The sequence below is a fragment of the Corallococcus sp. CA054B genome (assembly GCF_003611625.1).
Lineage (GTDB): Bacteria > Myxococcota > Myxococcia > Myxococcales > Myxococcaceae > Corallococcus > Corallococcus coralloides.
Genome location: NZ_RAVY01000166.1, coordinates 1 through 21,627, shown reverse-complemented (window position 1 = coordinate 21,627; position 21,627 = coordinate 1). Strand labels below are relative to the sequence as shown.

16 protein-coding genes are annotated in these 21,627 nt (G+C 69.1%); 9 read left to right on the top strand and 7 right to left on the bottom strand.

All coding sequences use genetic code 11. The annotated features are described in order from the left end of the window. The first annotated feature begins 87 nt into the window (after positions 1-87). Together D7V80_RS30820 and D7V80_RS30815 are read left to right on the top strand one after the other, a co-directional pair. Entirely contained in the window at positions 88-930 is an 843-nt protein-coding gene (locus D7V80_RS30820) for a 2-oxo acid dehydrogenase subunit E2 (protein WP_120591538.1), read from the top strand. A 29-nt stretch (positions 931-959) separates the two neighbouring features. Then, positions 960-1,190: a hypothetical protein gene (locus D7V80_RS30815; protein WP_014400104.1), complete on the top strand. Its 231-nt coding sequence runs from the start codon at positions 960-962 to the stop codon at positions 1,188-1,190. Positions 1,191-1,200: 10 nt separating this feature from the next. Here D7V80_RS30815 and D7V80_RS30810 read toward each other — a convergent pair whose 3' ends face one another. Further along, positions 1,201-1,950, bottom strand: a complete 750-nt coding sequence (locus D7V80_RS30810; protein WP_120591537.1) for an SDR family NAD(P)-dependent oxidoreductase — start codon at positions 1,948-1,950, stop codon at positions 1,201-1,203. A 105-nt stretch (positions 1,951-2,055) separates the two neighbouring features. Here D7V80_RS30810 and D7V80_RS30805 point away from each other — a divergent pair, with 105 nt between their 5' ends. Together D7V80_RS30805 and D7V80_RS30800 are read left to right on the top strand one after the other, a co-directional pair. Next, the gene (locus D7V80_RS30805; protein WP_233585843.1) at positions 2,056-2,661 is read left to right on the top strand and encodes a TetR/AcrR family transcriptional regulator; all 606 of its coding nucleotides are present in this window, start codon (positions 2,056-2,058) and stop codon (positions 2,659-2,661) included. Positions 2,662-2,752: 91 nt separating this feature from the next. After that, positions 2,753-3,307: a hypothetical protein gene (locus tag D7V80_RS30800; protein WP_147447266.1), complete on the top strand. Its 555-nt coding sequence runs from the start codon at positions 2,753-2,755 to the stop codon at positions 3,305-3,307. A gap of 54 nt (positions 3,308-3,361) precedes the next feature. Here D7V80_RS30800 and rsgA read toward each other — a convergent pair whose 3' ends face one another. Continuing rightward, positions 3,362-4,456 carry a ribosome small subunit-dependent GTPase A gene (gene rsgA, locus D7V80_RS30795; RefSeq protein WP_120591534.1) on the bottom strand — a complete coding sequence of 365 codons (1,095 nt, stop codon included), beginning with the start codon at positions 4,454-4,456 and terminating at the stop codon, positions 3,362-3,364. A gap of 360 nt (positions 4,457-4,816) precedes the next feature. On the opposite strand from rsgA, the gene D7V80_RS30790 reads away from it, so the two are divergent. Then, entirely contained in the window at positions 4,817-5,554 is a 738-nt protein-coding gene (locus D7V80_RS30790) for a MerR family transcriptional regulator (RefSeq protein ID WP_120591533.1), read from the top strand. A 67-nt stretch (positions 5,555-5,621) separates the two neighbouring features. On the opposite strand, the gene D7V80_RS30785 is transcribed toward D7V80_RS30790, so the two are convergent. Both D7V80_RS30785 and D7V80_RS30780 read right to left on the bottom strand, forming a co-directional pair. Beyond that, the gene (locus D7V80_RS30785) at positions 5,622-6,386 is read right to left on the bottom strand and encodes a hypothetical protein (RefSeq protein ID WP_120591532.1); all 765 of its coding nucleotides are present in this window, start codon (positions 6,384-6,386) and stop codon (positions 5,622-5,624) included. A gap of 108 nt (positions 6,387-6,494) precedes the next feature. After that, positions 6,495-6,713: a hypothetical protein gene (locus D7V80_RS30780; RefSeq protein ID WP_147447265.1), complete on the bottom strand. Its 219-nt coding sequence runs from the start codon at positions 6,711-6,713 to the stop codon at positions 6,495-6,497. Between the two features lie 161 nt (positions 6,714-6,874). On the opposite strand from D7V80_RS30780, the gene D7V80_RS30775 reads away from it, so the two are divergent. The 3 genes from D7V80_RS30775 (at position 6,875) to D7V80_RS30765 (ending at position 17,520) form a co-directional block, all read left to right on the top strand. Next, complete coding sequence (locus D7V80_RS30775; protein ID WP_120591530.1) at positions 6,875-7,774, top strand: hypothetical protein; 900 nt, start codon at positions 6,875-6,877, stop codon at positions 7,772-7,774. A gap of 225 nt (positions 7,775-7,999) precedes the next feature. Then, entirely contained in the window at positions 8,000-15,427 is a 7,428-nt protein-coding gene (locus tag D7V80_RS30770) for a HAMP domain-containing protein (protein WP_120591529.1), read from the top strand. 119 nt (positions 15,428-15,546) lie between these two features. Further along, a complete protein-coding gene (locus D7V80_RS30765; RefSeq protein ID WP_120591528.1) occupies positions 15,547-17,520 on the top strand; it encodes an ATP-binding protein in 1,974 nt (657 codons plus the stop codon). Here D7V80_RS30765 and D7V80_RS30760 read toward each other — a convergent pair. Together D7V80_RS30760 and D7V80_RS30755 are read right to left on the bottom strand one after the other, a co-directional pair. After that, positions 17,517-18,443, bottom strand: coding sequence for a type VI immunity family protein (locus D7V80_RS30760; protein ID WP_120591527.1), 927 nt, complete (start codon positions 18,441-18,443; stop codon positions 17,517-17,519). The genes D7V80_RS30765 and D7V80_RS30760 overlap by 4 nt on opposite strands. A gap of 4 nt (positions 18,444-18,447) precedes the next feature. Next, positions 18,448-19,155, bottom strand: coding sequence for a hypothetical protein (locus tag D7V80_RS30755; RefSeq protein WP_233585842.1), 708 nt, complete (start codon positions 19,153-19,155; stop codon positions 18,448-18,450). A gap of 283 nt (positions 19,156-19,438) precedes the next feature. On the opposite strand from D7V80_RS30755, the gene D7V80_RS30750 reads away from it, so the two are divergent. Continuing rightward, positions 19,439-21,148 carry a DUF4157 domain-containing protein gene (locus D7V80_RS30750; RefSeq protein WP_158616732.1) on the top strand — a complete coding sequence of 570 codons (1,710 nt, stop codon included), beginning with the start codon at positions 19,439-19,441 and terminating at the stop codon, positions 21,146-21,148. 6 nt (positions 21,149-21,154) lie between these two features. Here D7V80_RS30750 and D7V80_RS30745 read toward each other — a convergent pair. Beyond that, positions 21,155-21,627 (bottom strand): EamA family transporter (locus D7V80_RS30745; protein WP_147447264.1); only part of this gene is annotated, 473 nt, incomplete at its 5' end.

Genomic DNA, 21,627 nt, shown 5'->3' with positions numbered 1-21,627 from the left:
GGGAAGGGCGCTGGGGCCAATGTCTAACAGGTGCCCGTCCCGGTTGCGCGCGGTCCTCCCGCCGTGCAAAGGCTTGAGAAACCTTCCATGAACCTGGACCTCCACCCCGCGTCCCCGGCCAGTGCCCTGCGCAAGCTCGCGCTGGGGACGTGGCGCGCGCCCCGAGACCCCACCGCCTACGCGGCGCTGGAGGTCCGCATGGAGCCGGCGCTCGCGTTCATGGCCACGCACCGCACGCTCACCGGCCGGCGCCTGACGGTGACGCACCTGGTGGCGAAGGCCGCGGCGGACGCGCTGCGCCGCTACCCGGAGGCCAACGTCGTGCTGCGCGGCCAGCGCCCGTGGCTGCGCGAGGACGTGGGCGTCTGCGTGCTGGTGGTGCAGCCGGCGAGCGGCGCGTCGCGCGTGGACCTGACCACCGCCACGGTGCACCGCGCGGACCAGAAGTCGCTGGAGGCGTTGGCGGACGCCATGGAGACGCGGGTGTCGCGGGTCCGCGCGCGCGAGGACGTGGAGATTGAGCGGGGCAAGCGCCGCTCGTCGCTGTTGCCCGGCTGGCTGATGGGCCCCGCGCTGCGGCTGTTGTCCTTCGTCTGGTACGGCCTGAACGTGGACCTGCGCCGGGTGGGCATGCCGTTCGACCCGTTCGGCTCCGTGGCGGTGACGAACCTGGGCTCGCTGGGGCTGGAGCGGGGCTTCGTCGCGATGGTGCCCTACACCCGCGTGCCGCTCCTGCTGGCGCCCGGGCTCGTGCGGGACGTGCCCGTGGTGGAGGATGGGGCGCTGGTGCCCGGCAAGGCCATGACGCTCACCTGCACCTGGGACGCGCGCCTCATCGACGTGGACCTGGCCGCGCGGGTGCTCCGGCACATCGGCGGCGCGCTGGAGGATCCCCGGGGGTGGGATGCACCGGGGCCCGAAGCGCGGTAGAAAGGGACCGTCATCCGGAGGTCGGCACCATGTCCGTGGATCCCTTTCGTCGCGTCGGTGGTTCCCGTCCCGTGGGGCGGGTGCTGGGCGGCCAGGACCGCTTCGAGAAGGAAGCCCTGGAAGGCCCTCCTGAAGGCCCCCTGGCCATGGACCGCCGCCAGCGCATGGCCGGCGGCCCCCTGCCGGTGAACGGCGAGAGCCCCTTCGCCGCGAAGCTGCGCAAGCTGGCCGCGTCGAACCCGGACGGCAAGGAGGACTGAAGCGTCCGCTTCAGACCTGCCCGGCGCCGCCGTCCACGAAGAGCTCCGCGCCGTTGACGAAGCTGCTGTCGTCCGACGCGAGGAACAGCGCCGCCTTCGCCACCTCGTCCGGCTGCCCCATGCGTCCCAGCGGGATGAGGCCGGTGAGGAACTCCTTCAGTTGCTTCTTCCCCTCCGCGTCGGGCAGCAGCCCGTTGAGTCCCGGCGTGTCGATGGGGCCCGGGCTGAGCGTGTTCACCCGGATGCGCCGCCCCTTCAAATCGGACGCCCAGGTGCGCGCGAACGAGCGGATGGCCGCCTTCGTCGCCGCGTAGACGCTGAACGCCGGTGAGCCGTCCGAGCCCGCGGTGGAGCCCGTCAGGATGACGGAGCCACTGTCCTTCAACAGCGGCAGCGCCTTCTGCACCGTGAACAGCGTGCCCTTCACGTTGACGTTGAACGTCTGGTCGAAGTGCGCCTCCGTGATGGAGCCCAGCGCCGCGAACTCGCCCAGGCCCGCGTTGGCGAACACCACGTCCACGTGGCCCGCCTCCTCCTTCACCCGTGCGTAGAGCCGGTCCAGGTCCGCCATCACGGACACGTCCCCGCGCACGCCCACCACGCCGTGGCCAATCTCCCGCACCGCCCGGTCCACCTCCGCCTGCCGGCGGCTGGTGAGGAACACCTTCGCCCCCTCCTGCGCGAAGCGCTTCGCGGACGCGAAGCCGATTCCCGTGGTCCCACCCGTGACGACTGCCACCTTCCCGTCGAGCCTGCCCATCGTCCCGCTCCTTGTCCCGTCCCCGCGCCAGCGAGGAGTTATGGACTTAATGGTCCATATCTAAGAATGGTGGACCGGTCGGTCAATAACTTTTATTTTCCGGTCATGGCTCGGCCTCGGACATTCGATGAAGCGCAGGTGCTGCGGGCAGTGCGCGACCAGTTCTGGAACAAGGGCTACGCGGCGACGTCCATGGACGACCTGATGCAGGCCACCGGGCTGGGGAAGGGCAGCCTCTACGGGGCGTTTGGGGACAAGCATCAGCTCTTCCTGAAGGTGTTCGACACGTACTGTGTGAACTCCCTGGAGTCGGTGAAGAAGACGCTGGAGGGGCCGGACGCCGGGGCGCTGGAGCGGCTGCGCCAGTACATGCTGGGGATGGCCACCGCGTCGGCGGCGCCCGCGAACCGGCGCGGGTGTCTGCTGTCGCGCGGTACGTCGGAGCTGGCGGCGCAGGACGGGCACGTGGCGGACCGGGCGCTGGAGACCTTCCGGGGGCTGGAGGCCGCGTTCGTGCGCTGCCTGGAGCAGGCCCAATCGCACGGGGACCTCGCGGCCCACGCGGACCCCCGGAAGCTGGGCGCCATGCTGCTCGCGGTCTTCCGGGGGCTGGAGGCCGTGGGGAAGGCGGGCATGGACGAAGCCAGCCTGCGCGGCATGGTGGAGACGGCATTCGAACAGCTGCCAGCCCCGGTGAAGCGCCGCCGTTAGCGCCGGCCTCTTCCGGTGACCCCCGCGTTCAGGCTAGGCACAGGGCCTGGACGCGGGTGCACGCGGTCACTCACCGGGATTGGGGGCATTGATGCGGAAGGCACATGCGGTGGCGGCGTCGATGGTGGCGCTGATGCTGGGGCAGACGGGCTGCTATCGGACAAGCATCGTCACGAACCTGCGGCCGGAGCCCAAGGTCCACCAGGACCGGCAGTGGTTCACGGCGGTGGGCCTGCTGCCCGTCTCCAGTCCCCCTGGCAGCGAATGCAAGAACGGCATCGCGTGGGCGCAGAGCCGAGCGACCCCCAGCGACTTCCTCATCCAGGCGGGCCTGGCGGTGGCGGGCGCGTTCATCGGGTCGGCGGTGTGCGCCGGCGGCAACCGCACTGACGAGGAGCAGGGCAACTGCGCAGCGATTGGCCTGCTGGTGCCCACGCTCCTGGTGGGCTCGCGCACCGTGGCCTACGCCTGCGCGTCGGAGTCCCAGAACGTCCATCCGCGCCACGACCTGGGCCAGGAGACGCCGGTCCGCGCCCCTGACGCCGCGAACGCGCCGGAGGAGGGCGAGGTCCCGGTGCTCGAGGCCCCGACCCCGCCGCCGCTGCCGCCGCCCGGCTCCGTGCCGGAGTCGAGCCCCGGGCTCTGAAACACGCCCGGACGCGGCGCGCGGTCCTTCACGCGCCGCGCCCGGGATGTCTGTCTAGTCGCCGCGCCGCTTCGAGCGCGTCAGGGCCCAGCCCTGGTTGGACTGGTTGCGCTGCATCCGCTTGTGCGCACGCTGCGCGGCGGCGTCCGTCTGGCGGTGCTGGAAGGCCTGCTCGCGCTGGAGCTTCGCGAAGCTCCAGCGCCGCTCCTCGGAGAGCGTGCCGTCCTCCACCGCCGCTCTCACCGCGCACCCCGGCTCGTTCTGGTGGCCGCAGTCACTGAAGCGGCAGCCGGTGGCCAGCGCGAGCACGTCCGCGAAGGCGTTGGACAGTGCCTCTTCCTCGTCGCCCCACAGGCCCAGCTCGCGCATGCCGGGCCCGTCGATGACGAGACCGCCTTGCTCCAGCACGAACAGCTCGCGGTGCGTGGTGGTGTGCCGGCCCTTGTCTTCCGGACCCACGGGCTGGGTGACGAGCCGCGCGGCGTCCAGCAGCCGGTTGGCGAGCGTGGACTTGCCCACGCCGGACGAGCCCAGCAGCACGCCCGTCCTGCCGGGAGGAAGCCGGGAGCGCACGTCCTCCACGCCCAGGCCCGTTCGCGCGCTCACCGCGAGCACGTCCGTGCCGGGGGCCAGGGCCTCCACCTCCAGGACGCGCTCGGCCGCGTCGTCCGCGAGGTCCGCCTTGCTGAGGAGCACGACGGGCGTGGCGCCGCTGTTCCAGGCCAGGGTGAGGGCCCGTTCGATGCGGCGGGGGTTGAAGTTGCCGTCCAACCCCATGACGAGGAACACCACGTCCACGTTGGCGGCGATGAGCTGGCCGTCGTGCTCGCTGCCCGCCTCACGCCGCTTCAGCAGGCTGCGGCGGGGCAGCACGGCGTGCATCAGCGCCTCGCCGTCACCGGACGCGGGCGGTTGCAGGAGGACCCAGTCGCCCACGGTGGGCAGGGCCTCCGCGCCCTGGGCCTGATGGAGGAGGCGTCCCGAGGCGCGCGCGAGGAAGGCCGCGCCAGCGGTCTGCACGGTGAGCAGTCCCCGCTGCTGGCGCACGACGCGCCCGGGGACGAGGGGAGTGGAGGAGGACGACTGCGAGACGGTGTTGGACAGCGCGAGGTCGAGGTCGGGACCCCAGCCGAGGGTTTCGAGTGACACTTGAGGAACTCCGGGCAGAGCGATGCCCAGGACGCGCGGGAGGGGACTCCGGGGCGCCGGGCGTGAAGGAAGCGGGGCTCGCGCTGCGACGGAAGGCGGTGCTGCTACGACCGGCTCAGCGGATGCGCGCCCGCGTGGCGGACAGGGCCGCGACGACGACAAGGGGCGGAGTCATCAGGACAGGTCTCCTCAAGGGTTCGTGGAACCACCGGCGGTCATCGCCGTTCCAGGCGGGAACCCTAGCAACTCCTGTCGTCCGCTGGCCACCCCCGTGCGTTTTCCCCCTTGAACCTCACGCGACGTGAGGTTGTACCCATCGCATCCAGTCACGCGAAGACCGTGGCTGGAAAGGGGTGAGGCATGCAGCACACGGAGCTGAAGGTAGGGGAGCTGGCCCGGCGTACGGGGCTGTCCATCCGCGCGCTGCACCACTACGACGAGATTGGCTTGCTCAAGCCCTCGGCGCATACGGCGTCGGGGCACCGGCTCTATACGGCGGCGGACATCGCCCGCCTGAGTCACATCCTGTCGCTCAAGCAGCTCGGGTTCTCGCTGGAGGAGATCGCCGGGACGCTGGGCCGGGCGGACTTCTCCGCCCTGCGCGTGGTGGAGCTGCGGCTCCAGCGGGCCCGGGAGCAGCTGGCGGAACAGCGTCAGCTCTGCGACCGCCTGGATTCCCTCGCACGGCAGCTGCGCGCGGCGGAGCCCGTCTCCGCCGACGACTTCCTACAGACCATCGAGGCCATGACCATGTTCGAGAAGTACTACACCCCGGAGCAGTTGAAGGAGCTGGAGGCCCGTCGCAACGCGATGGGTGAGGACGCCATCAAGCAGGTGGAGGCCGAGTGGCCCCGCCTCATCGCGAGCATGCGCGAGCAGATGGAGCAGGGCGCCGACCCCGCGTCCGAGCCGGTGCGCGTGCTGGCCACGCGCTGGCGCGAGCTCGTCCGCGCCTTCACGGGCGGCAACCCCGGCATCGAGAAGTCGCTCCAGACGATGCACCAGCAGGAGCCGCAGGTGGCCCAGCGTCAGGGCCGCGACCCGAAGCTCATGGAGTACGTGGGCCGGGCCATGGCCTGTCTGGACGCGCCGAAGTAAAGCCAGACACGGCGACGGCCGCCAGCGAAGGGCTGGCGGCCGTGGCTGTCATGTCAAGCCATCCAGGCTACTGGCCGCCGATGGAGCCGCCCGTGGTGCCATTGGAGCCGCTGGTGCCGGTGCCGCCCACGCCCCCCATGGTGCCGCCGGAGCCGCTGGTGCCGGTGCCGCCGACTCCGCCCGTACCATTCGTGCCGCTGGTGCCGCCCGTACCGGTGCCGCCCGGGTTGATGACGGTCGAGCCGTTGGACTCGGTGCCGGGCTCGGTGGCGCCGGTGGTGCCGGTGCCCGTGCCGCCAGTGGTGCCGGTGCTGCCGGAGCCGCCAATGGTGCCGGTGTTGCCGGAGCCGCCGACGCCGGTGGTGCTGGTGCCCGCGCCGCCGTAGGTGCCGGTGCTGGTGGAGGGCGACGTGTACGAGCCCGCGCCGGTGGACGGCGCGGTGCTGCCGGTGCCGTAGGTGTCCGTGCTGGAGCCGGTGGTGCCGCTACCCGTGCCGATGCCGCTGGTCCCGGTGCCGCCCGTGCCGGAGGTGCTGCCGCCGGTGGTGCCGGTGCCGGTGGTGCCCGGAGTCGGGTTCACGCCGGTGCCAGAGCCACCCGTGCCGGTGGCGGTGTTGCCGGTCTGCACGCCCGTGGAGTTGGTGGTGCCGGGGGTGACCGTGCCCGTGGCGCCGGCGCTGCCCGTCTGCCCGTTGTTGATCATCTCCGGCGAGCCGCCCGAAGAGCCGGGAGTCGTCCCGGGGCTCGACCCGTCGCCTACCTGTTGGGCGAGCGCGCTGGTGGAGAGCAGGAAGCTGAAGGCCAGTGCCGCGGTGCCAATGGAGCGTCGCATGTGTGGAATCCTTTCCCGTCGCAGGTGGCGTAAAGGTGTGTGCTTCACCGGACAGGACAACCCTCTGGACCCAGCCGGCACATGGCAGGCCGGCAGCTCGCAGATCGTTCATGGGACGAGGCACGCGGGACAGGGCTTGCACGCACGCGCGCCCGGAGCGTCAGGGCGGCCCAGGGCCACACAGGCGAGGTCCGCCGGCAGCCGGTCGGTGGCGTCCGGCGGCGTGGGAAGCGCGGGAAGCTCCCGCAGCGTCATCCGGTACCAGCCCTCCAGCGCGGCCAGGAGCCCCACGAACATGAGGCCTGGCGCGCACAGTCCGAGGCCCACGAGCCGCATCCGCCGACGGAAACGTGATGAGAAAGGCATGCCCTCCACGAATTGCAGGGCGTGGGGCCACGTCCCAGGTGTCCAGCAGACGGGCATTCGTGTCGCGGCGGGCAGTCTTCGCCCCGTTTCTGTGCTGTCCTCCGGTCCAGGAAGGAGCGCGCGTGAGCGGACGGGAAGGGCATCTGGCGGCGGGCCGCAAGAGCGCGCGCCTCGCGCGAAGCGTGAGCGCCCGTGCCTGGCCGCTCACGCTCGTCATCGCCGCGGGCCTGGGCCTGCTGCTCTACGTCTCCACCACCAGCCTGCCGTACCTCATCGCCTCACCCGCCGGGGACGCGCACCTGGGCGCGCTCAATGACTGTCTGGCGCGGCAGCTCAATGGCGCCACGCGGCTGGGCTGGGCCGTGGCGCCGGATGCGTCGCGCGCGGCGGTGTTCGGGCCTCGCGTCGTCGCGGTCTGCGGCGAGGATGGCTCGCACTCGCGCCTGGAGATCCCCGGCGCCACCGCGCTCACCTTCGATGGCGAGCGCCGCCTGTGGGCCGCCGCCGGAGGCCATCTGCTTCGGGAGCGGGGCGGCGCGCTCCTGCCGGTGGGCGACATCACTCCACCGGAGTGGCTGATCGGCCACGCGGGCGGAGTCCTCGCGCTGGATGCCTCCGGGCAGCTCATCTCCGTGGCGACGGATGGCAAGGTGCTGGGCCAGGCGCAGGTGCCGGGTCCGGGAGGCCGTCTGTCCATTGGCCCTGGCGGCGTGCTCGCGGCGGTGGAGTGGGGTGGCGGCGTCATCGTCTACGACGCCCGCACCCTGGAGCTGGTGCGGGCGGAGGCCCCCTGCACCGTGGAGTTCCTGTGGTGGCTCGACACCGCGGATGAGGTCCTGCTGGCCTGTGGCGCCGCCGCTTCCCCGGACGCACCAGGGCCCGCCTCGCTTCGCTTCGATGTCCGCACCGGCGCACGTGAGGAGGTGCCCGCCCGTCCGCGCGCGCCTGCCAGAAGGCTCTCGGGGCGAGCGTTGTATGTGCAGGGGTGCGACGGCTTCCCGTGCACGGCCACGCCTCCCTGAAGCTGTTATGGGGAGGTTCCCGTTCCAGGCCGGTGACACGCCGATTCGGGGCTTCCGGGGATCATGGGGCCTGCGTCAGGGCATGACGTTCAGTGCCCGACACACAGGGCCTTTCCGGCCTGGGTTTACATTCGACAAACCCGCGAACTCATTGGACGTTCCTGGGATCGCGGGCCGGTTTCGCAGTATCGGTCGCAACGCTTCCGCCGATCAGGGGTTTCACTCGTGGACGACACCAAGGTTTCCAGCTCCTCCGCTCCCCGCAAGCGCGCCAACGGCCGAAAGACGGCCGCCACCGCCGCAAGCCAGGAAGCTGGCCCTCCAGGCGCCCGCTCGCAGGGCAACGTCGCGGCCAACCGGCTGAGCAACACGGAGGCGACGCGCGCCGAGCCCGCCCGCCGTGCTCCCGCGCGAGGCCGCAACGGCAACAACCGCCCGGCCGCCGATGAGGGCCTGCGCCCCGGTGGCCCTCCTCCGCTCCAGCAGCTGCTGGCGGCGCTCCGGGCCGTGCAGGGCGGTGACTTCTCCGTGCGGCTGCCGTCGGGCGCGCAGGACGTGGTGATGGATGAGATCGCCCGCGCGTTCAACGCGGTGGTGACGCTCAACTCCACGCTCACCCACGAAATCGTCCGCGTGGAGCGCGTCGTCGGCCGCGAGGGCCGCATGGGCGAGCGCGTGGGCCTGGGCGACGTGCGCGGCGACTGGGCCACCAGCGTCCAGTCCATCAACGCCCTCATCGGCGACCTGGTGCAGCCCACCACGGAAGTCGCCCGCGTGCTGGTGGCGGTGGCCGAAGGCGACCTCACCCAGAAGATGGCGCTGGAGATCGACGGCCAGCCCGTGAAGGGCGAGTTCCTCCGCATCGGCACCACCGTGAACGCGATGGTGGACCAGCTCAACAGCTTCGCTGCCGAAGTGACGCGCGTCGCGAAGGAGGTGGGCACCGAAGGCAAGCTGGGCGGCCAGGCCGACGTGAAGGGCGTGTCCGGCGTGTGGAAGGACCTCACGGACAACGTGAACGTCCTCGCCGGCAACCTCACCGCGCAGGTGCGAAACATCGCGGAAGTCACGACGGCCGTGGCCCGCGGCGACCTGTCCCGCAAGATCACGGTGGACGTGAAGGGCGAGGTGTTGGAGCTCAAGAGCACCATCAACACGATGGTGGATCAGCTCAACAGCTTCGCTTCCGAAGTGACGCGCGTCGCGCGTGAAGTGGGTACGGAAGGAAAGCTGGGCGGTCAGGCCGCGGTGTCCGGCGTGTCCGGCACGTGGAAGGACCTCACGGACAACGTGAACTTCATGGCGTCCAACCTCACGACGCAGGTGCGCGGCATCGTGAAGGTGGTGACGGCGGTCGCCAACGGCGACCTCACCCAGAAGCTGATGGTGCCGTCGCAGGGTGAGATCGCCGCGCTGGGCGCCACGCTGAACAACATGACGGACACGCTCAACGTGTTCGCGCAGCAGGTGACCAGCGTCGCGCGCACGGTGGGCGTGGAGGGCAAGCTGGGCGCCCAGGCCCAGGTGCCCGGCGCCGCGGGGACGTGGAAGGACCTCACGGACAACGTGAACCTGATGGCGTCCAACCTCACCAGCCAGGTGCGCAACATCGCGGAGGTCTCCACCGCCGTCGCCAATGGCGACCTGTCGCGGAAGATCACCGTGGACGTGAAGGGCGAGGTGCTGGAGCTCAAGAGCACCATCAACACGATGGTGGACCAGCTCCGCGCGTTCGCCGCGGAAGTGACTCGCGTCGCGAAGGAAGTGGGTACGGACGGAAAGCTGGGCGGTCAGGCCGCGGTGCCCGGAGTCGGCGGCACGTGGAAGGACCTCACGGACAACGTGAACAGCATGGCCTCCAACCTCACCACCCAGGTGCGAAACATCGCCCTGGTGACGACGGCGGTGGCCACCGGTGACCTGTCCAAGAAGATCACCGTCGATGCTCGGGGCGAAATCCTGGAGCTGAAGAACACCATCAACACGATGGTGGACCAGCTCAACAGCTTCGCCTCCGAAGTGACGCGCGTCGCGCGCGAGGTGGGCACCCACGGCAAGCTGGGCGGTCAGGCGGAAGTGAAGGGCGTGTCCGGGACCTGGAAGGACCTCACGGACAACGTGAACTTCATGGCGTCCAACCTCACCACCCAGGTGCGAGGCATCGCCAAGGTGGTGACCGCGGTCGCCAACGGCGACCTCACCCAGCGCCTGAAGATGGAGGCCAAGGGCGAGGTGGCGGAGCTCGCGGACACCATCAACGCGATGACCCAGACGCTCTCCATTTTCGCGCAGCAGGTGACGGACGTCGCGCGCACGGTGGGCGTGGAAGGAAAGCTGGGCGCCCAGGCCGTGGTGCCGGGCGTCGCGGGCACGTGGAAGGACCTCACCAACAACGTGAACCTGTTGGCGAACAACCTCACCGACCAGGTCCGTAACATCGCGGAGGTGACGACGGCGGTCGCGAAGGGCGACCTGTCCCGGAAGATCACCGTGGACGCGAAGGGCGAGGTGCTGGAGCTCAAGAGCACCATCAACACGATGGTGGACCAGCTCCGCGCGTTCGCCGCGGAAGTGACCCGCGTCGCGAAGGAAGTGGGCACGGACGGCAAGCTGGGTGGTCAGGCCGACGTGAAGGGCGTGTCCGGCGTGTGGAAGGACCTCACGGACAACGTGAACAGCATGGCCTTCAACCTCACCACCCAGGTGCGCGGCATCGTCAAGGTGGTGACGGCGGTGGCCGACGGCGACCTGTCCCAGAAGCTGGTGATGGAGGCCAAGGGCGAAATCGCCGCGCTCGCGGACACCATCAACGCCATGACCCAGACGCTCTCCGTCTTCGCGCAGCAGGTGACGGACGTCGCGCGCACGGTGGGCGTGGAGGGCAAGCTGGGCGCCCAGGCGGAAGTGCCGGGCGTCGCGGGCACGTGGAAGGACCTCACGAACAACGTGAACCTGCTGGCCAACAACCTCACGGCCCAGGTGCGAAACATCGCGGAGGTGACGACGGCGGTCGCGAACGGCGACCTGTCCAAGAAGATCACCGTGGACGCGAAGGGTGAGGTGTTGGAGCTCAAGAGCACCATCAACACGATGGTGGACCAGCTCCGCGCGTTCGCCGCCGAAGTGACGCGCGTCGCGAAGGAAGTGGGCACGGAAGGCAAGCTGGGCGGTCAGGCGGACGTGAAGGGCGTGTCCGGCGTGTGGAAGGACCTCACGGACAACGTGAACGTCCTCGCGGGCAACCTGACGGACCAGGTGCGCAACATCGCCAAGGTGACGACGGCGGTGGCCAACGGCGACCTGTCCCAGAAGATCACCGTGAGCGTGAAGGGCGAGGTGCTGGAGCTGAAGAACACCATCAACACGATGGTGGACCAGCTCCGCGCGTTCGCTTCGGAGGTCACGCGCGTCGGCAAGGAAGTGGGTACGGAGGGCAAGCTGGGCGGCCAGGCCGCGGTGCCCGGTGTCGCGGGCGTGTGGAAGGACCTCACGGACAACGTGAACGTCCTCGCCGCGAACCTCACGGACCAGGTGCGCAACATCGCCAAGGTGACCACGGCGGTGGCCTACGGCGACCTGTCGCAGAAGATCTCCGTGGAGGCGAAGGGCGAAATCCTGGAGCTCAAGAGCACCATCAACACGATGGTGGACCAGCTCCGCGCCTTCGCTTCCGAAGTGACCCGCGTCGCGAAGGAAGTGGGTACGGACGGCAAGCTGGGTGGTCAGGCCGCGGTGCCCGGTGTGGCCGGCACGTGGAAGGACCTCACGGACAACGTGAACAGCATGGCGTCCAACCTCACCAGCCAGGTGCGCAACATCGCGCTGGTGACCACGGCCGTCGCGAACGGCGACCTGTCCAAGAAGATCACCGTGGACGCGAAGGGCGAAATCCTGGAGCTGAAGAACACCATCAACACGATGGTGGACCAGCTCAACAGCTTCGCCTCCGAAGTGACCCGCGTGGCGCGTGAAGTGGGCGCGGAAGGCAAGCTGGGCGGTCAGGCGGAGGTGAAGGGCGTGTCCGGCACGTGGAAGGACCTCACGGACAACGTGAACTTCATGGCCCGCAACCTCACCACCCAGGTGCGCGGCATCGTGAAGGTGGTGACCGCGGTCGCGAATGGCGACCTCAAGCAGAAGCTGGTGGTGGACGCGAAGGGCGAAGTGGCCGCGCTCGCGGAGACCATCAACAACATGACCGACACGCTGGGCATCTTCGCGGAGCAGGTCTCCACGGTGGCCCGCGAGGTGGGCGTGGAAGGGAAGCTGGGCGGCCAGGCCCGCGTGCCCGGTGTGGCCGGCACGTGGAAGGACCTCACGGACAACGTGAACTTCATGGCGTCCAACCTCACCACCCAGGTGCGCGGCATCGTGCGCGTGGTGACGGCGGTGGCCAACGGCGACCTGACCCAGAAGCTCATCGTGGACGCGAAGGGCGAAGTGGCGGCGCTCGCGGACACCATCAACAACATGACCGACACGCTGGGCACCTTCGCGGAGCAGGTCTCCACGGTGGCCCGCGAGGTGGGTATCGAAGGAAAGCTGGGCGGCCAGGCCCGCGTGCCCGGCGCGCGCGGCACGTGGCGGCAGCTGACGGACAACGTGAACCAGCTGGCCGGTACGCTCACCAGCCAGCTGCGCGCCATCTCCGACGTGGCCACCGCCGTGACCAAGGGCGACCTGACCCGCAGCATCACGGTCGTTGCCGAGGGCGAGGTCGCGGCGCTGAAGGACAACATCAACCAGATGATCGTCAACCTGCGTGAGACGACGCAGAAGAACCAGGAGCAGGACTGGCTCAAGACGAACCTGGCGAAGTTCAGCGGCATGATGCAGGGCCAGAAGTCCCTGGACGCCGTCAGCCGCCTCATCATGAGCGAGCTGACCCCGCTGGTGTCCGCGCACCACGGCGCCTTCTTCCTCGCCGACCTCGAGGGCGGCATCCCGTCCCTCAAGCTCACCAGCACCTACGCGTACCGCGAGCGCAAGCACCTGGCGAACCGCTTCCGGCTGGGTGAGGGCCTCGTCGGCCAGTGCGCGCTGGAGAAGAAGACCATCCTGCTGACGCGCGTGCCGTCGGACTACATCACCATCTCCTCCGGCCTGGGCGAGTCCGCGCCGCTCAACATCATCGTCCTGCCCGTCCTCTTCGAGGGCGAGGTGAAGGCCGTCATCGAGCTGGCCTCGTTCCACCCGTTCGTCGCCATCCATCAGATCTTCCTGGATCAGCTGACGGAGAGCATCGGCGTGGTGCTCAACATGATCATGGCGAACATGCGCACGGAGACCCTGCTCTCCGAGTCGCAGCGCCTGACCCAGGAGCTCCAGAGCCAGTCGCGCGAGCTCACCCAGCAGCAGGATGAGTTGAAGCGCACCAACATCGAGCTGGAGGACAAGGCGAAGGAGCTGGCGGACCAGAACACCCGCGTGGAGGAGAAGAACCGCGAGGTGGAGCTGGCGCGCGTCAGCCTGGAGGAGAAGGCGGAGCAGCTCACCATCATCTCCAAGTACAAGAGCGAGTTCCTGGCCAACATGAGCCACGAGCTGCGCACGCCGCTCAACTCGCTGCTCATCCTCGCGAAGCTCCTGTCGGACAACAAGGACGGGAACCTGTCCAACAAGCAGGTGGAGTACGCGAACACCATCTACGCGTCCGGCGGGGACCTGCTCAGCCTCATCAACGAGATCCTCGACCTGTCCAAGGTGGAGGCGGGCAAGATGCAGGTGGAGCCCCGGGACATCGTCCTCACGGAGCTCAACCAGTTCATCGACCGCAGCTTCCGCCCGGTGGCGGACCAGAAGGGCCTCACCTTCCAGGTGGAGGTGCTCCCGGGCACGCCGCGCCACGTGCGCACGGACCCGCAGCGGCTGCAGCAGGTGCTCAAGAACCTGCTCTCCAACGCCTTCAAGTTCACCGACGAGGGCGGCGTGAAGCTCTCCGTGCGCCTGGCGGACAAGGGCATCCGCTTCGACCACGAGGCGCTGCGCCGCTCGCGCCATGTGCTGGCCTTCGCGGTGAAGGACACGGGCATCGGCATCGCCAAGGACAAGCAGCGCATCATCTTCGAGGCGTTCCAGCAGGCGGACGGCTCCACCGCGCGCAAGTACGGCGGCACCGGCCTGGGCCTGTCCATCAGCCGCGAAATCGCCAAGCTGCTGGGCGGCGAGATCCGCCTGGAGAGCGAGCCGGGCAAGGGCAGCACCTTCACCCTCTACCTGCCGCCGGAGTACCAGGGCGCGGACGAGGAGGGCGGGCAGGGCAACGAGCAGGCCGCTCGCGCGGTGGGAGCCCTGCCGGAGACGCTCGCCGCCCCGTCCACGTCCGGCATCGTCACGGCGACGCCGCCGCCGCTCGCGCCGCCGTCCCTGGTGGCCGAGCCCCAGGCCCACGTGCTGGACGCCGCGCTGCCCCCCCAGGTGGAGGGCTCACACACGCCCGTCGTGGTGGAGGACGACCGCGAGCTCATCCGCGAGGGTGACCGCACCTTGCTCATCATCGAGGACGACCTGAAGTTCGCCCGCATCATGGTGCAGATGGCGCGCGAGAAGGGCTTCAAGGCCCTGGTCGCCACGCGCGGTGACAGCGGCCTGTCCATGGCGCACGAGTACCAGCCGGACGCCGTCACCCTGGACATCCAGCTGCCCGTGGTGGACGGCTGGAGCGTGCTGGACCGCCTCAAGCGCAACCCGCGCACGCGCCACATCCCCGTCCACATCATCAGCGTGATGGACAAGCACCTGGGCAACACCCAGGGCGCGTTCGGCTACCTGACCAAGCCCGTGAGCAAGGAGGGGCTGGAGCGCGTCTTCGGCCAGCTGTCGCGCTTCCTGGAGCGCCGCGAGCGCCGCCTGCTCGTCATTGAAGACGACGACGTGCAGCGCAGCAGCCTCACCCAGCTGCTCAGCGACGGCGGTGACGTCGTCGTCACCGCGGTGGCGTCCGGCCAGGAGGCCCTCTCGAAGCTGGAGGAGAACGAGTACGACTGCCTCGTCATCGACCTCCTGTTGCCCGACATGGACGGCATCAAGCTGGTGGAGGAGGTGAAGACGCAGCAGCGCTTCCGCGACCTGCCCATCGTCGTCTACACCGGCCGGGAATTGACGCCCAAGGACGAGGCCCGTCTGCGGCGTTACACCGGCAGCGTCATCCTGAAGAGCGGCGCGAAGAGCCCCGACCAGCTGCTCAGCGACACGGCGCTCTTCCTGCACCGCCTGGACGAGAACCTCCCGGCGCGCGCGCGCGCGGCCCTGGCGCAGCGCAATGACCAGGACGCACCGCTGGCCGGCAAGAAGGTGCTGCTGGTGGATGACGACATGCGAAACATCTTCGCGCTCACCAGCGTGCTGGAAAATCACAGCATGCAGGTCGTCTTCGCGGAGAACGGGCGGGCTGCCATTGAGATGCTCGGCCAGCACCCCGACGTGGACGTCGTGTTGATGGACGTGATGATGCCGGAGATGGATGGCTATGAAACCATGCGTGCCATCCGCAAGGACCCCAAGTACGCCAGCCTCCCCATCATCGCCGTCACCGCGAAGGCGCTGAAGGACGACCGTGAGAAGTGCATGGCCGCCGGTGCGAGTGACTACCTGCCCAAGCCGGTGGATACCGACAAGCTGCTGGAACTGGTCCGGCTGTGGGTGAGTGCTTGATACTCAACGAGGGCGATCCATCCTCGTGCCCCCTTTGCACTTCCGTCTGGAAGGGGGCGGCCCTAGCCTTGTTCGCCGTGTATCGGGTCCCCTGACCCACGCGCTCCCCCACCGCGCACATGAACTCCACTGAGCACACTCCGGAACGTCCCCAGGAAGCCGCGGCGAGCCCCCGCGCGGCCATCCTGATGGTGGACGACCATCCGGCCAACCTGTTGGCGCTGGAAGCCATCCTCGAGCCGCTGGGCCAGGAGCTGGTGAAGGCGACCAGCGGCGAGGAGGCGCTCAAGCAGCTGTTGCAGCGCGACTTCGCGGTCATCCTGATGGACGTGCAGATGCCGGGGCTGGACGGGTTCCAGACCGCGGCGCTCATCAAGCAGCGCGAGCGCACGCGCACCATCCCCATCATCTTCCTCACCGCGCTCAGCCGTGACGCGGCGCATGTCTTCAAGGGCTATGCGCACGGCGCGGTGGACTACCTGCTCAAGCCCTTCGACCCGGAAATCCTCCGCTCGAAGGTCAGCGTCTTCGTGGACCTGTTCCTCAAGGAGCAGCAGCTCCAGCGCCAGGCGGCCCTGCTGCGCCAGCGCGACCGCGAGGCCCTGGAGCGCCAGAGCGCGCTGCGCTACCGGCGGCTCACGGAGGCCCTGCCGGAGCCCATGTGGGCGGCTCGCGCGGATGGGTCGCTGACGTACGCCAACCGCGCCTGGCGGGAGTACAGCGGCCACCACGAGGGGTATGAGCTGTCGCTCTCCTCGTTCCTCATGGACGTGCACCCGGCGGACCGCGAGCGGATGCGCACGGTGTGGAGCGACGGGGTGGTGCAGGTGCAGAGCAGCACGCAGGAGTTCCGGCTGCGGCGCAAGGACGGCGTCTACCGCTGGCACCTGGCGCGCGCGGTGCCCGAGCACGACGAGCACGGGCAGCTGGTGGGGTGGCTGGCCATCGCCACGGACATCGACGACAAGCGGCGCGCGGAGGAGGCGCTGGGGCGCTTCAAGACGACGCTGGACGCCACGCTGGACTGCGTCCTGATGTTCACCCCGGACACGCTCACGCTCGCGTACGCGAACGCGGGCGCGGCCAAGCAGCTGTCCTCCACGGTGGAGGAGCTGGTGGGCCTGTCGGTGCTGGAGGTGGAGAGCGCCTTCGACGAGACGGGCTTCCGCAAGCTCCTGGCGCCGCTGATGTCCGGCACGCTGCCGTCGCAGACGTATTCCACCAACCACCGCCGCCGCGACGGTTCGGAGGTGCCGGTGGAGGTGGTGCTCCAGTACGTGGCGGAAGGGGAGGGCCCCGGCCGCTTCATCTCCGTGGCGCGCGACATCACCGAGCGCCAGCGCGCGGAGACGGCGCTGCGGCTGGCGAGCGAGGCGAAGGACGCGTTCCTGGCCGCCGCGAGCCACGAGTTGCGCACGCCGCTGGCCGCGGCGAAGGGGCACGCGCACCTGGCGCTGCTCAAGCTGGGTGGGCAGACGGAGGCGGGCCCCGGCAAGTCGCTGCAAATCATCAACCGGCAGATCGACCGCATGGCGAAGCTGGTGGAGGACCTGCTGGACATCAGCCGGCTGCAGGCGGGGCGGCTGTCATTGGAGCTGGAGCCGTTTGATTTGTCGCAGCTGGTGCTGGAGACGCGGGACCGCATGGCGGTGCTGTCGCAGACGCACGAGCTGAAGGTGGAGGTCCCCGAGCACCTGGAGGGCACGTGGGACCGGGGGCGGTTGGATCAGGTGCTGACGAACCTGCTCTCCAACGCCATCCGCTATTCGCCGGAGGGCGGCCAGGTGCTGGTGCGCCTGGTGGCGGAGGGTGACAGCGGCGTGCACCTGTCCGTGAAGGACCAGGGCGTGGGCATCCCCAGCGAGAAGCAGCGCCTCATCTTCGAGCGCTTCGGCCGCGCGCACGGCAGCAAGTACGGCGGGCTGGGCCTGGGGCTCACCATCAGCCAGGGCATCGTGGAGCAGCACGGGGGCCGCATCTGGGCGGAGTCCACGGGCACGGTGGGCCAGGGCTCGACCTTCAACGTCTGGCTGCCCCGGCGCACGGAGGCCCAGGCGGCGACGCCGACGGAGTCCTCGCGCACGCCGAGCTAGAGGAACCGCCGGAGCCACTGGTTCGTGTCGTGTTGGAAGGGGAGGAGCTCTTCGCCTTCGTACTGGAAGAGGAAGGGCTCCATCAGGCGGGCCAGCGCGCGGTACTGGGGCGGGATGGCCTTCGCCTGCGTGTCGATGGGGTCAGGCCATTCGTCCAGGGCGACGAGCACGCGGTCACCGTCCACGGGGAGCAGGGAGACCTCCGGGAAGGGGAGCGCGTTCCGGAGCGCGTCGATGCCGCCCAGCTGTCCCAGCAGGGGCTGGCCCAGGAACGTGAGCCAGGCGGGTGCCAGGGCGCGGGTTCCGATGATGGGGCCAAAGTCTTCGATGTTGTGAAGGTCCAGCCCCGGATACCGCACGAGGAGGGCTTCGATCAGATCTGCCCTCGCGGAGCTCCAGTGGCTTCCCGGAGAAATGATGGCGAAGCTGGCGTACCCGAAGCTGAAGGGCAGCTCTTGAGCCAGTTCCAGCGCAAGGGTGCGAAACGAGGCTGCTCCGTTCTCTTGTAGGTATTCGGTGGGAAACGTGAATGACGCCGAGCCGAAGGGAGCATTGCCGAAAGGATTGTTGCTGGACCAGCCTGCGTATTCGAAGGCGTAGCCACTGGAAACCTCTCCTCCCCCTGGGCTTTCCATCAGCAGCGCTCGTCCGCTGTAGCCCGAGGGGCGCTCAATCATCTGCTGGCGAGCGACCTCCCAGCCCCTGTCGTCGAGTTCCAGGATGTCGCCATCGTCCGCCCCGTACCAACCTAGCGAACCAGGGGGAATAGCCTGACGGTAGCGCTGCAATGCACGCCACACCGCCAGCGCGACCTCCTTGTGTTCGTGCTGGGTGAAGAGGCTGAGGACGACGCCATCGCGAGCTGCGGGAACGGGAGGCTCGCCTTTCGACCACAGGCGGATGACTGGGTAGTCCTTCGTCATGGCTTCACCTCTCGATTCCTCTGCGGGGCGAAACGAGCAGGGCCTGTCCCCCCAATGCGTTCTGATAAAGGGTTTTCTGAGACATGTCTTCGTAGGGGCTGCCCCGGCCGTACTGAGTCCACTGTGGCAGGTTGGTGTCCGGACACGGGAACTTGAAGTCCAGGGTGAGCGCGGACTTGAGCAGGTTGCGGTCTCCGTGGAGGACGAGGTCCGGCTTGATGGTGCCCCGGAGTTCGTCGGTGCAGCCGTCGGCGATGAGCTGAGCTTCCTTCTCACGGCTGATGGTCTCCACCATCCGTGCATGGGGGTAGTAGCGGTAGCGCTGCTCGATGCTGAAGGGCGCGGGCCACAGCTCCTTCAACACTTCCTCCGCGCACTGAAGTGCGAGCACGTGCTTCTGCTTGCCGAGTTGCATGGCCCGCGTCACGGGCTTGCCGCAGCGGTCCTGCTCCACCACCTCCGCGCACTCCTGACGCGTCGGAGATCGGTTTTCGAAGTAGCGCGCGTTCCCCAACTGCTCGGCCTGGACGGCACATGCGGCGAGCTGCCTCTCCAGCTCATCCGCGTCGTGGTCCTGCTGCATCAGCGCGAGCACGGCCGGTGGGATGGCCCGGACCATCGGGGACGCCATGGCCTGGGTCGCGGCCCGCGCGGACGCTTGCTCCGCCACGTAGGCCGCGTGCCGTGCCTTCGCGGCGGTCTCCGTGTCCACGAACCGCAGGTTCCCATGCCGTGAACCGCCGGCACACGCCGTGAGCAACACACAAAACACCCAGAGACTCATCGCGGGACGCACGTGCCGGACTCTATTGCCTCCTCGGGCTTCGGCGATGTCATCAGGGGCTCGCGGTGCGCTGGGAACCCTGGTGTAGTAGATGTTTCACGGGACACGCCCTGATACATTGGGAGCACGGACATTGGATGCTCGGCACGGTTGGATTTCCCCCACGCTCCTGACGCAGGCCTGCGCTCGGGGCCGGGCACTCCCAAGTTGGTTGCGTGTCCGGTTCGAGCGCGCCTTCGGGGCCGACCTGAGCGCTGTGCGCCTGCACGAGCATCCCCTGGTCGCGAGCCTGGGGGCACAGGCCCTGTGCTGGGGAGAGCAGATCCTCTTCGCTCCGGGTGCGCTGGAACTCGACCTGTCTCGCGGGACCCGGATCCTCGCGCATGAGCTGGTGCATGTGCTGCAACAGCGCGCGGGGCGCGTCCCTCACGGAAACGGTGGGAACGGGCTGCTCGTGGATGAAGCCCTGGAAGCAGAGGCCGAGGCCCTGGCGGCGCAGGCCCTCTCGGGGGAGCGTGCGCACCTCACGGCTTCCTGGGCGCGGACTTCACCGACTCCCGCGCTTCAGGCGTACCACGTCATCCAGAACGCCCAGTTCGTCGCCCAGGACGTCAGTCTCCACAACGCCATCTTCGAAACCCAGCGGGACGGACTGCGGCCCCACCCCTACCCGAAGACGCACGGCGACAGCTTCCTCGTCGACGCCGGGACGGCGAACGTCATGGTGCGGGCGCACAACCAGGTCGCGCTCCGGTTCTCGGATGACAACGAGCTCGCCATCGAGGACACCGACACCCGCCACGAACAGCCCAAGCACTTCTTCGCCACGGACCGCGCCATCGACCGGTGCAACCGCGCGTTGAGGTCCGCGGGCTCCAGCTATCGGATCGCCAAGGTCCCCGGGCCGCGCTACCTGGAAATCGGTCCTCCCGCGCAGCCGGGCTGCCTGCCCTTCCTGCGCGGCCCTGGACCCAAGCGGCTGTTCCAGGTGGCGATGTCCGAGAACGGGCAGCTGGAGCCCACCGTGTCGCAGAACTGCAACGAAATCTCCGGCAAGGTCATGGGGGAGCAGCAGGACTCACAGCGCACCGTGAGGCTCAAGCAGTCCGGCAACCAGCTCTTCCTCAATCTCCCGCGCTGGCAGCTCGGAGGCTGGGCCCCCGCCTTCCCGGCCCATGGCGACATCCCCTTCCGGCTGGCGGTGCTCATCACCACGTTCCTCTTCCACGGACAGGGCGAGGGCCCCAACGCCGCCGCGGCCCGGCAACGCGCGGTCAACGACTACCAGGTGGGATTGCAGAACGCGCTGGCGGGAGCCAATACCCCCAATGCCCAGATGGCGGCGCTCGCGGGCTACAACGGCCCCATTGGCCGCAACTATGGCCGGCTGGTGAACCGGGTCCGGGCCAATGCCCCCATGACGCTCAACGGCGTCAACCTCAACGGGCCGACCCTCAGCGCACGTTACGAGCAGCTCCTCTTCCGTCTGGGCCTCAATGCCCATGCGGACCCGCGGGTGGGCGATGCGTTCCAGACGTACTCCGTGGGCGCCATGGAGCGTTATCAGGATGCCCAGCTGCGCAACTGGATGCGGATGCGGGACGAGGTGGCTCCCCGCCCGGTGGCGCCCATTCCCCCACCTGTCTACTGCGAACCGGTGTGGGAGTATCACTGGGGCGGGGTGGTCGCGGAGAGCGGCGCGGACCGCATCACCTTCGAGAACTACGCCCGCAACTACGAGGACCGCGACGGTCCCCAGCTCCATGGCAGCGAGTCCCGCTCGTTCTTCCAGATGACCCGCGTGCCCACCGGGGTCAATGATCCGCTCATCGCCCAGTCCTGGCACGAGAGCTGCTACGCCCACGGCTTCGCCAATGCCCTGACGCTGTGCGTCTCCAAGATCAGCCGCTGTGGGCGCTGAACCGGCTCACCGCTTCCCGCGGGCCAGCAGCATCACCGCGACCAGGATGGCGCTCATCGCGCCCCAGGTCATGGGGCCCAGCGTCTCTCCCGCGAACACCACGCCCAGCAGCACCGCCACCGCCGGGTTCACGTACGCATAGCTCGTCGCGAGCGCCGGCCTCGCGTGCTTCAGCAGATAGCCATACGCGCTGAACGCCACCAGCGAACCGAACACCACCAGATACACGAACGACACCATCGCGCGCGGGGGCACCGCGTCCGCCATCCGCTCCCCCAGCGCGAAGCTCAGCGCCATCATCATCACGCCCGCGCTCAACATCTGCGTCGCCGGCGCCATCAACCCCGAGGGCATCGGCAACTTCCGGCTCCACACCGACCCGAAGGCCCACGCCGCGGGCGCCACCACCACCGCCAGCGCCGCCACGCCTCCGCCGCTCATGTCCCCGCCCAGGTTGAGCAGCGCCACCCCCGCGAACC

Bases quoted from the DNA above. Each gene is read 5' to 3' on its own strand.
- D7V80_RS30820 (WP_120591538.1), top strand. From the start codon at position 88: ATGAACCTGGACCTCCACCCCGCGTCCCCGGCCAGTGCCCTGCGCAAG.
- D7V80_RS30815 (WP_014400104.1), top strand. From the start codon at position 960: ATGTCCGTGGATCCCTTTCGTCGCGTCGGTGGTTCCCGTCCCGTGGGG.
- D7V80_RS30810 (WP_120591537.1), bottom strand. From the start codon at position 1,950: ATGGGCAGGCTCGACGGGAAGGTGGCAGTCGTCACGGGTGGGACCACG.
- D7V80_RS30805 (WP_233585843.1), top strand. From the start codon at position 2,056: ATGGCTCGGCCTCGGACATTCGATGAAGCGCAGGTGCTGCGGGCAGTG.
- D7V80_RS30800 (WP_147447266.1), top strand. From the start codon at position 2,753: ATGCGGAAGGCACATGCGGTGGCGGCGTCGATGGTGGCGCTGATGCTG.
- D7V80_RS30790 (WP_120591533.1), top strand. From the start codon at position 4,817: ATGCAGCACACGGAGCTGAAGGTAGGGGAGCTGGCCCGGCGTACGGGG.
- D7V80_RS30785 (WP_120591532.1), bottom strand. From the start codon at position 6,386: ATGCGACGCTCCATTGGCACCGCGGCACTGGCCTTCAGCTTCCTGCTC.
- D7V80_RS30765 (WP_120591528.1), top strand. From the start codon at position 15,547: ATGAACTCCACTGAGCACACTCCGGAACGTCCCCAGGAAGCCGCGGCG.
- D7V80_RS30760 (WP_120591527.1), bottom strand. From the start codon at position 18,443: ATGACGAAGGACTACCCAGTCATCCGCCTGTGGTCGAAAGGCGAGCCT.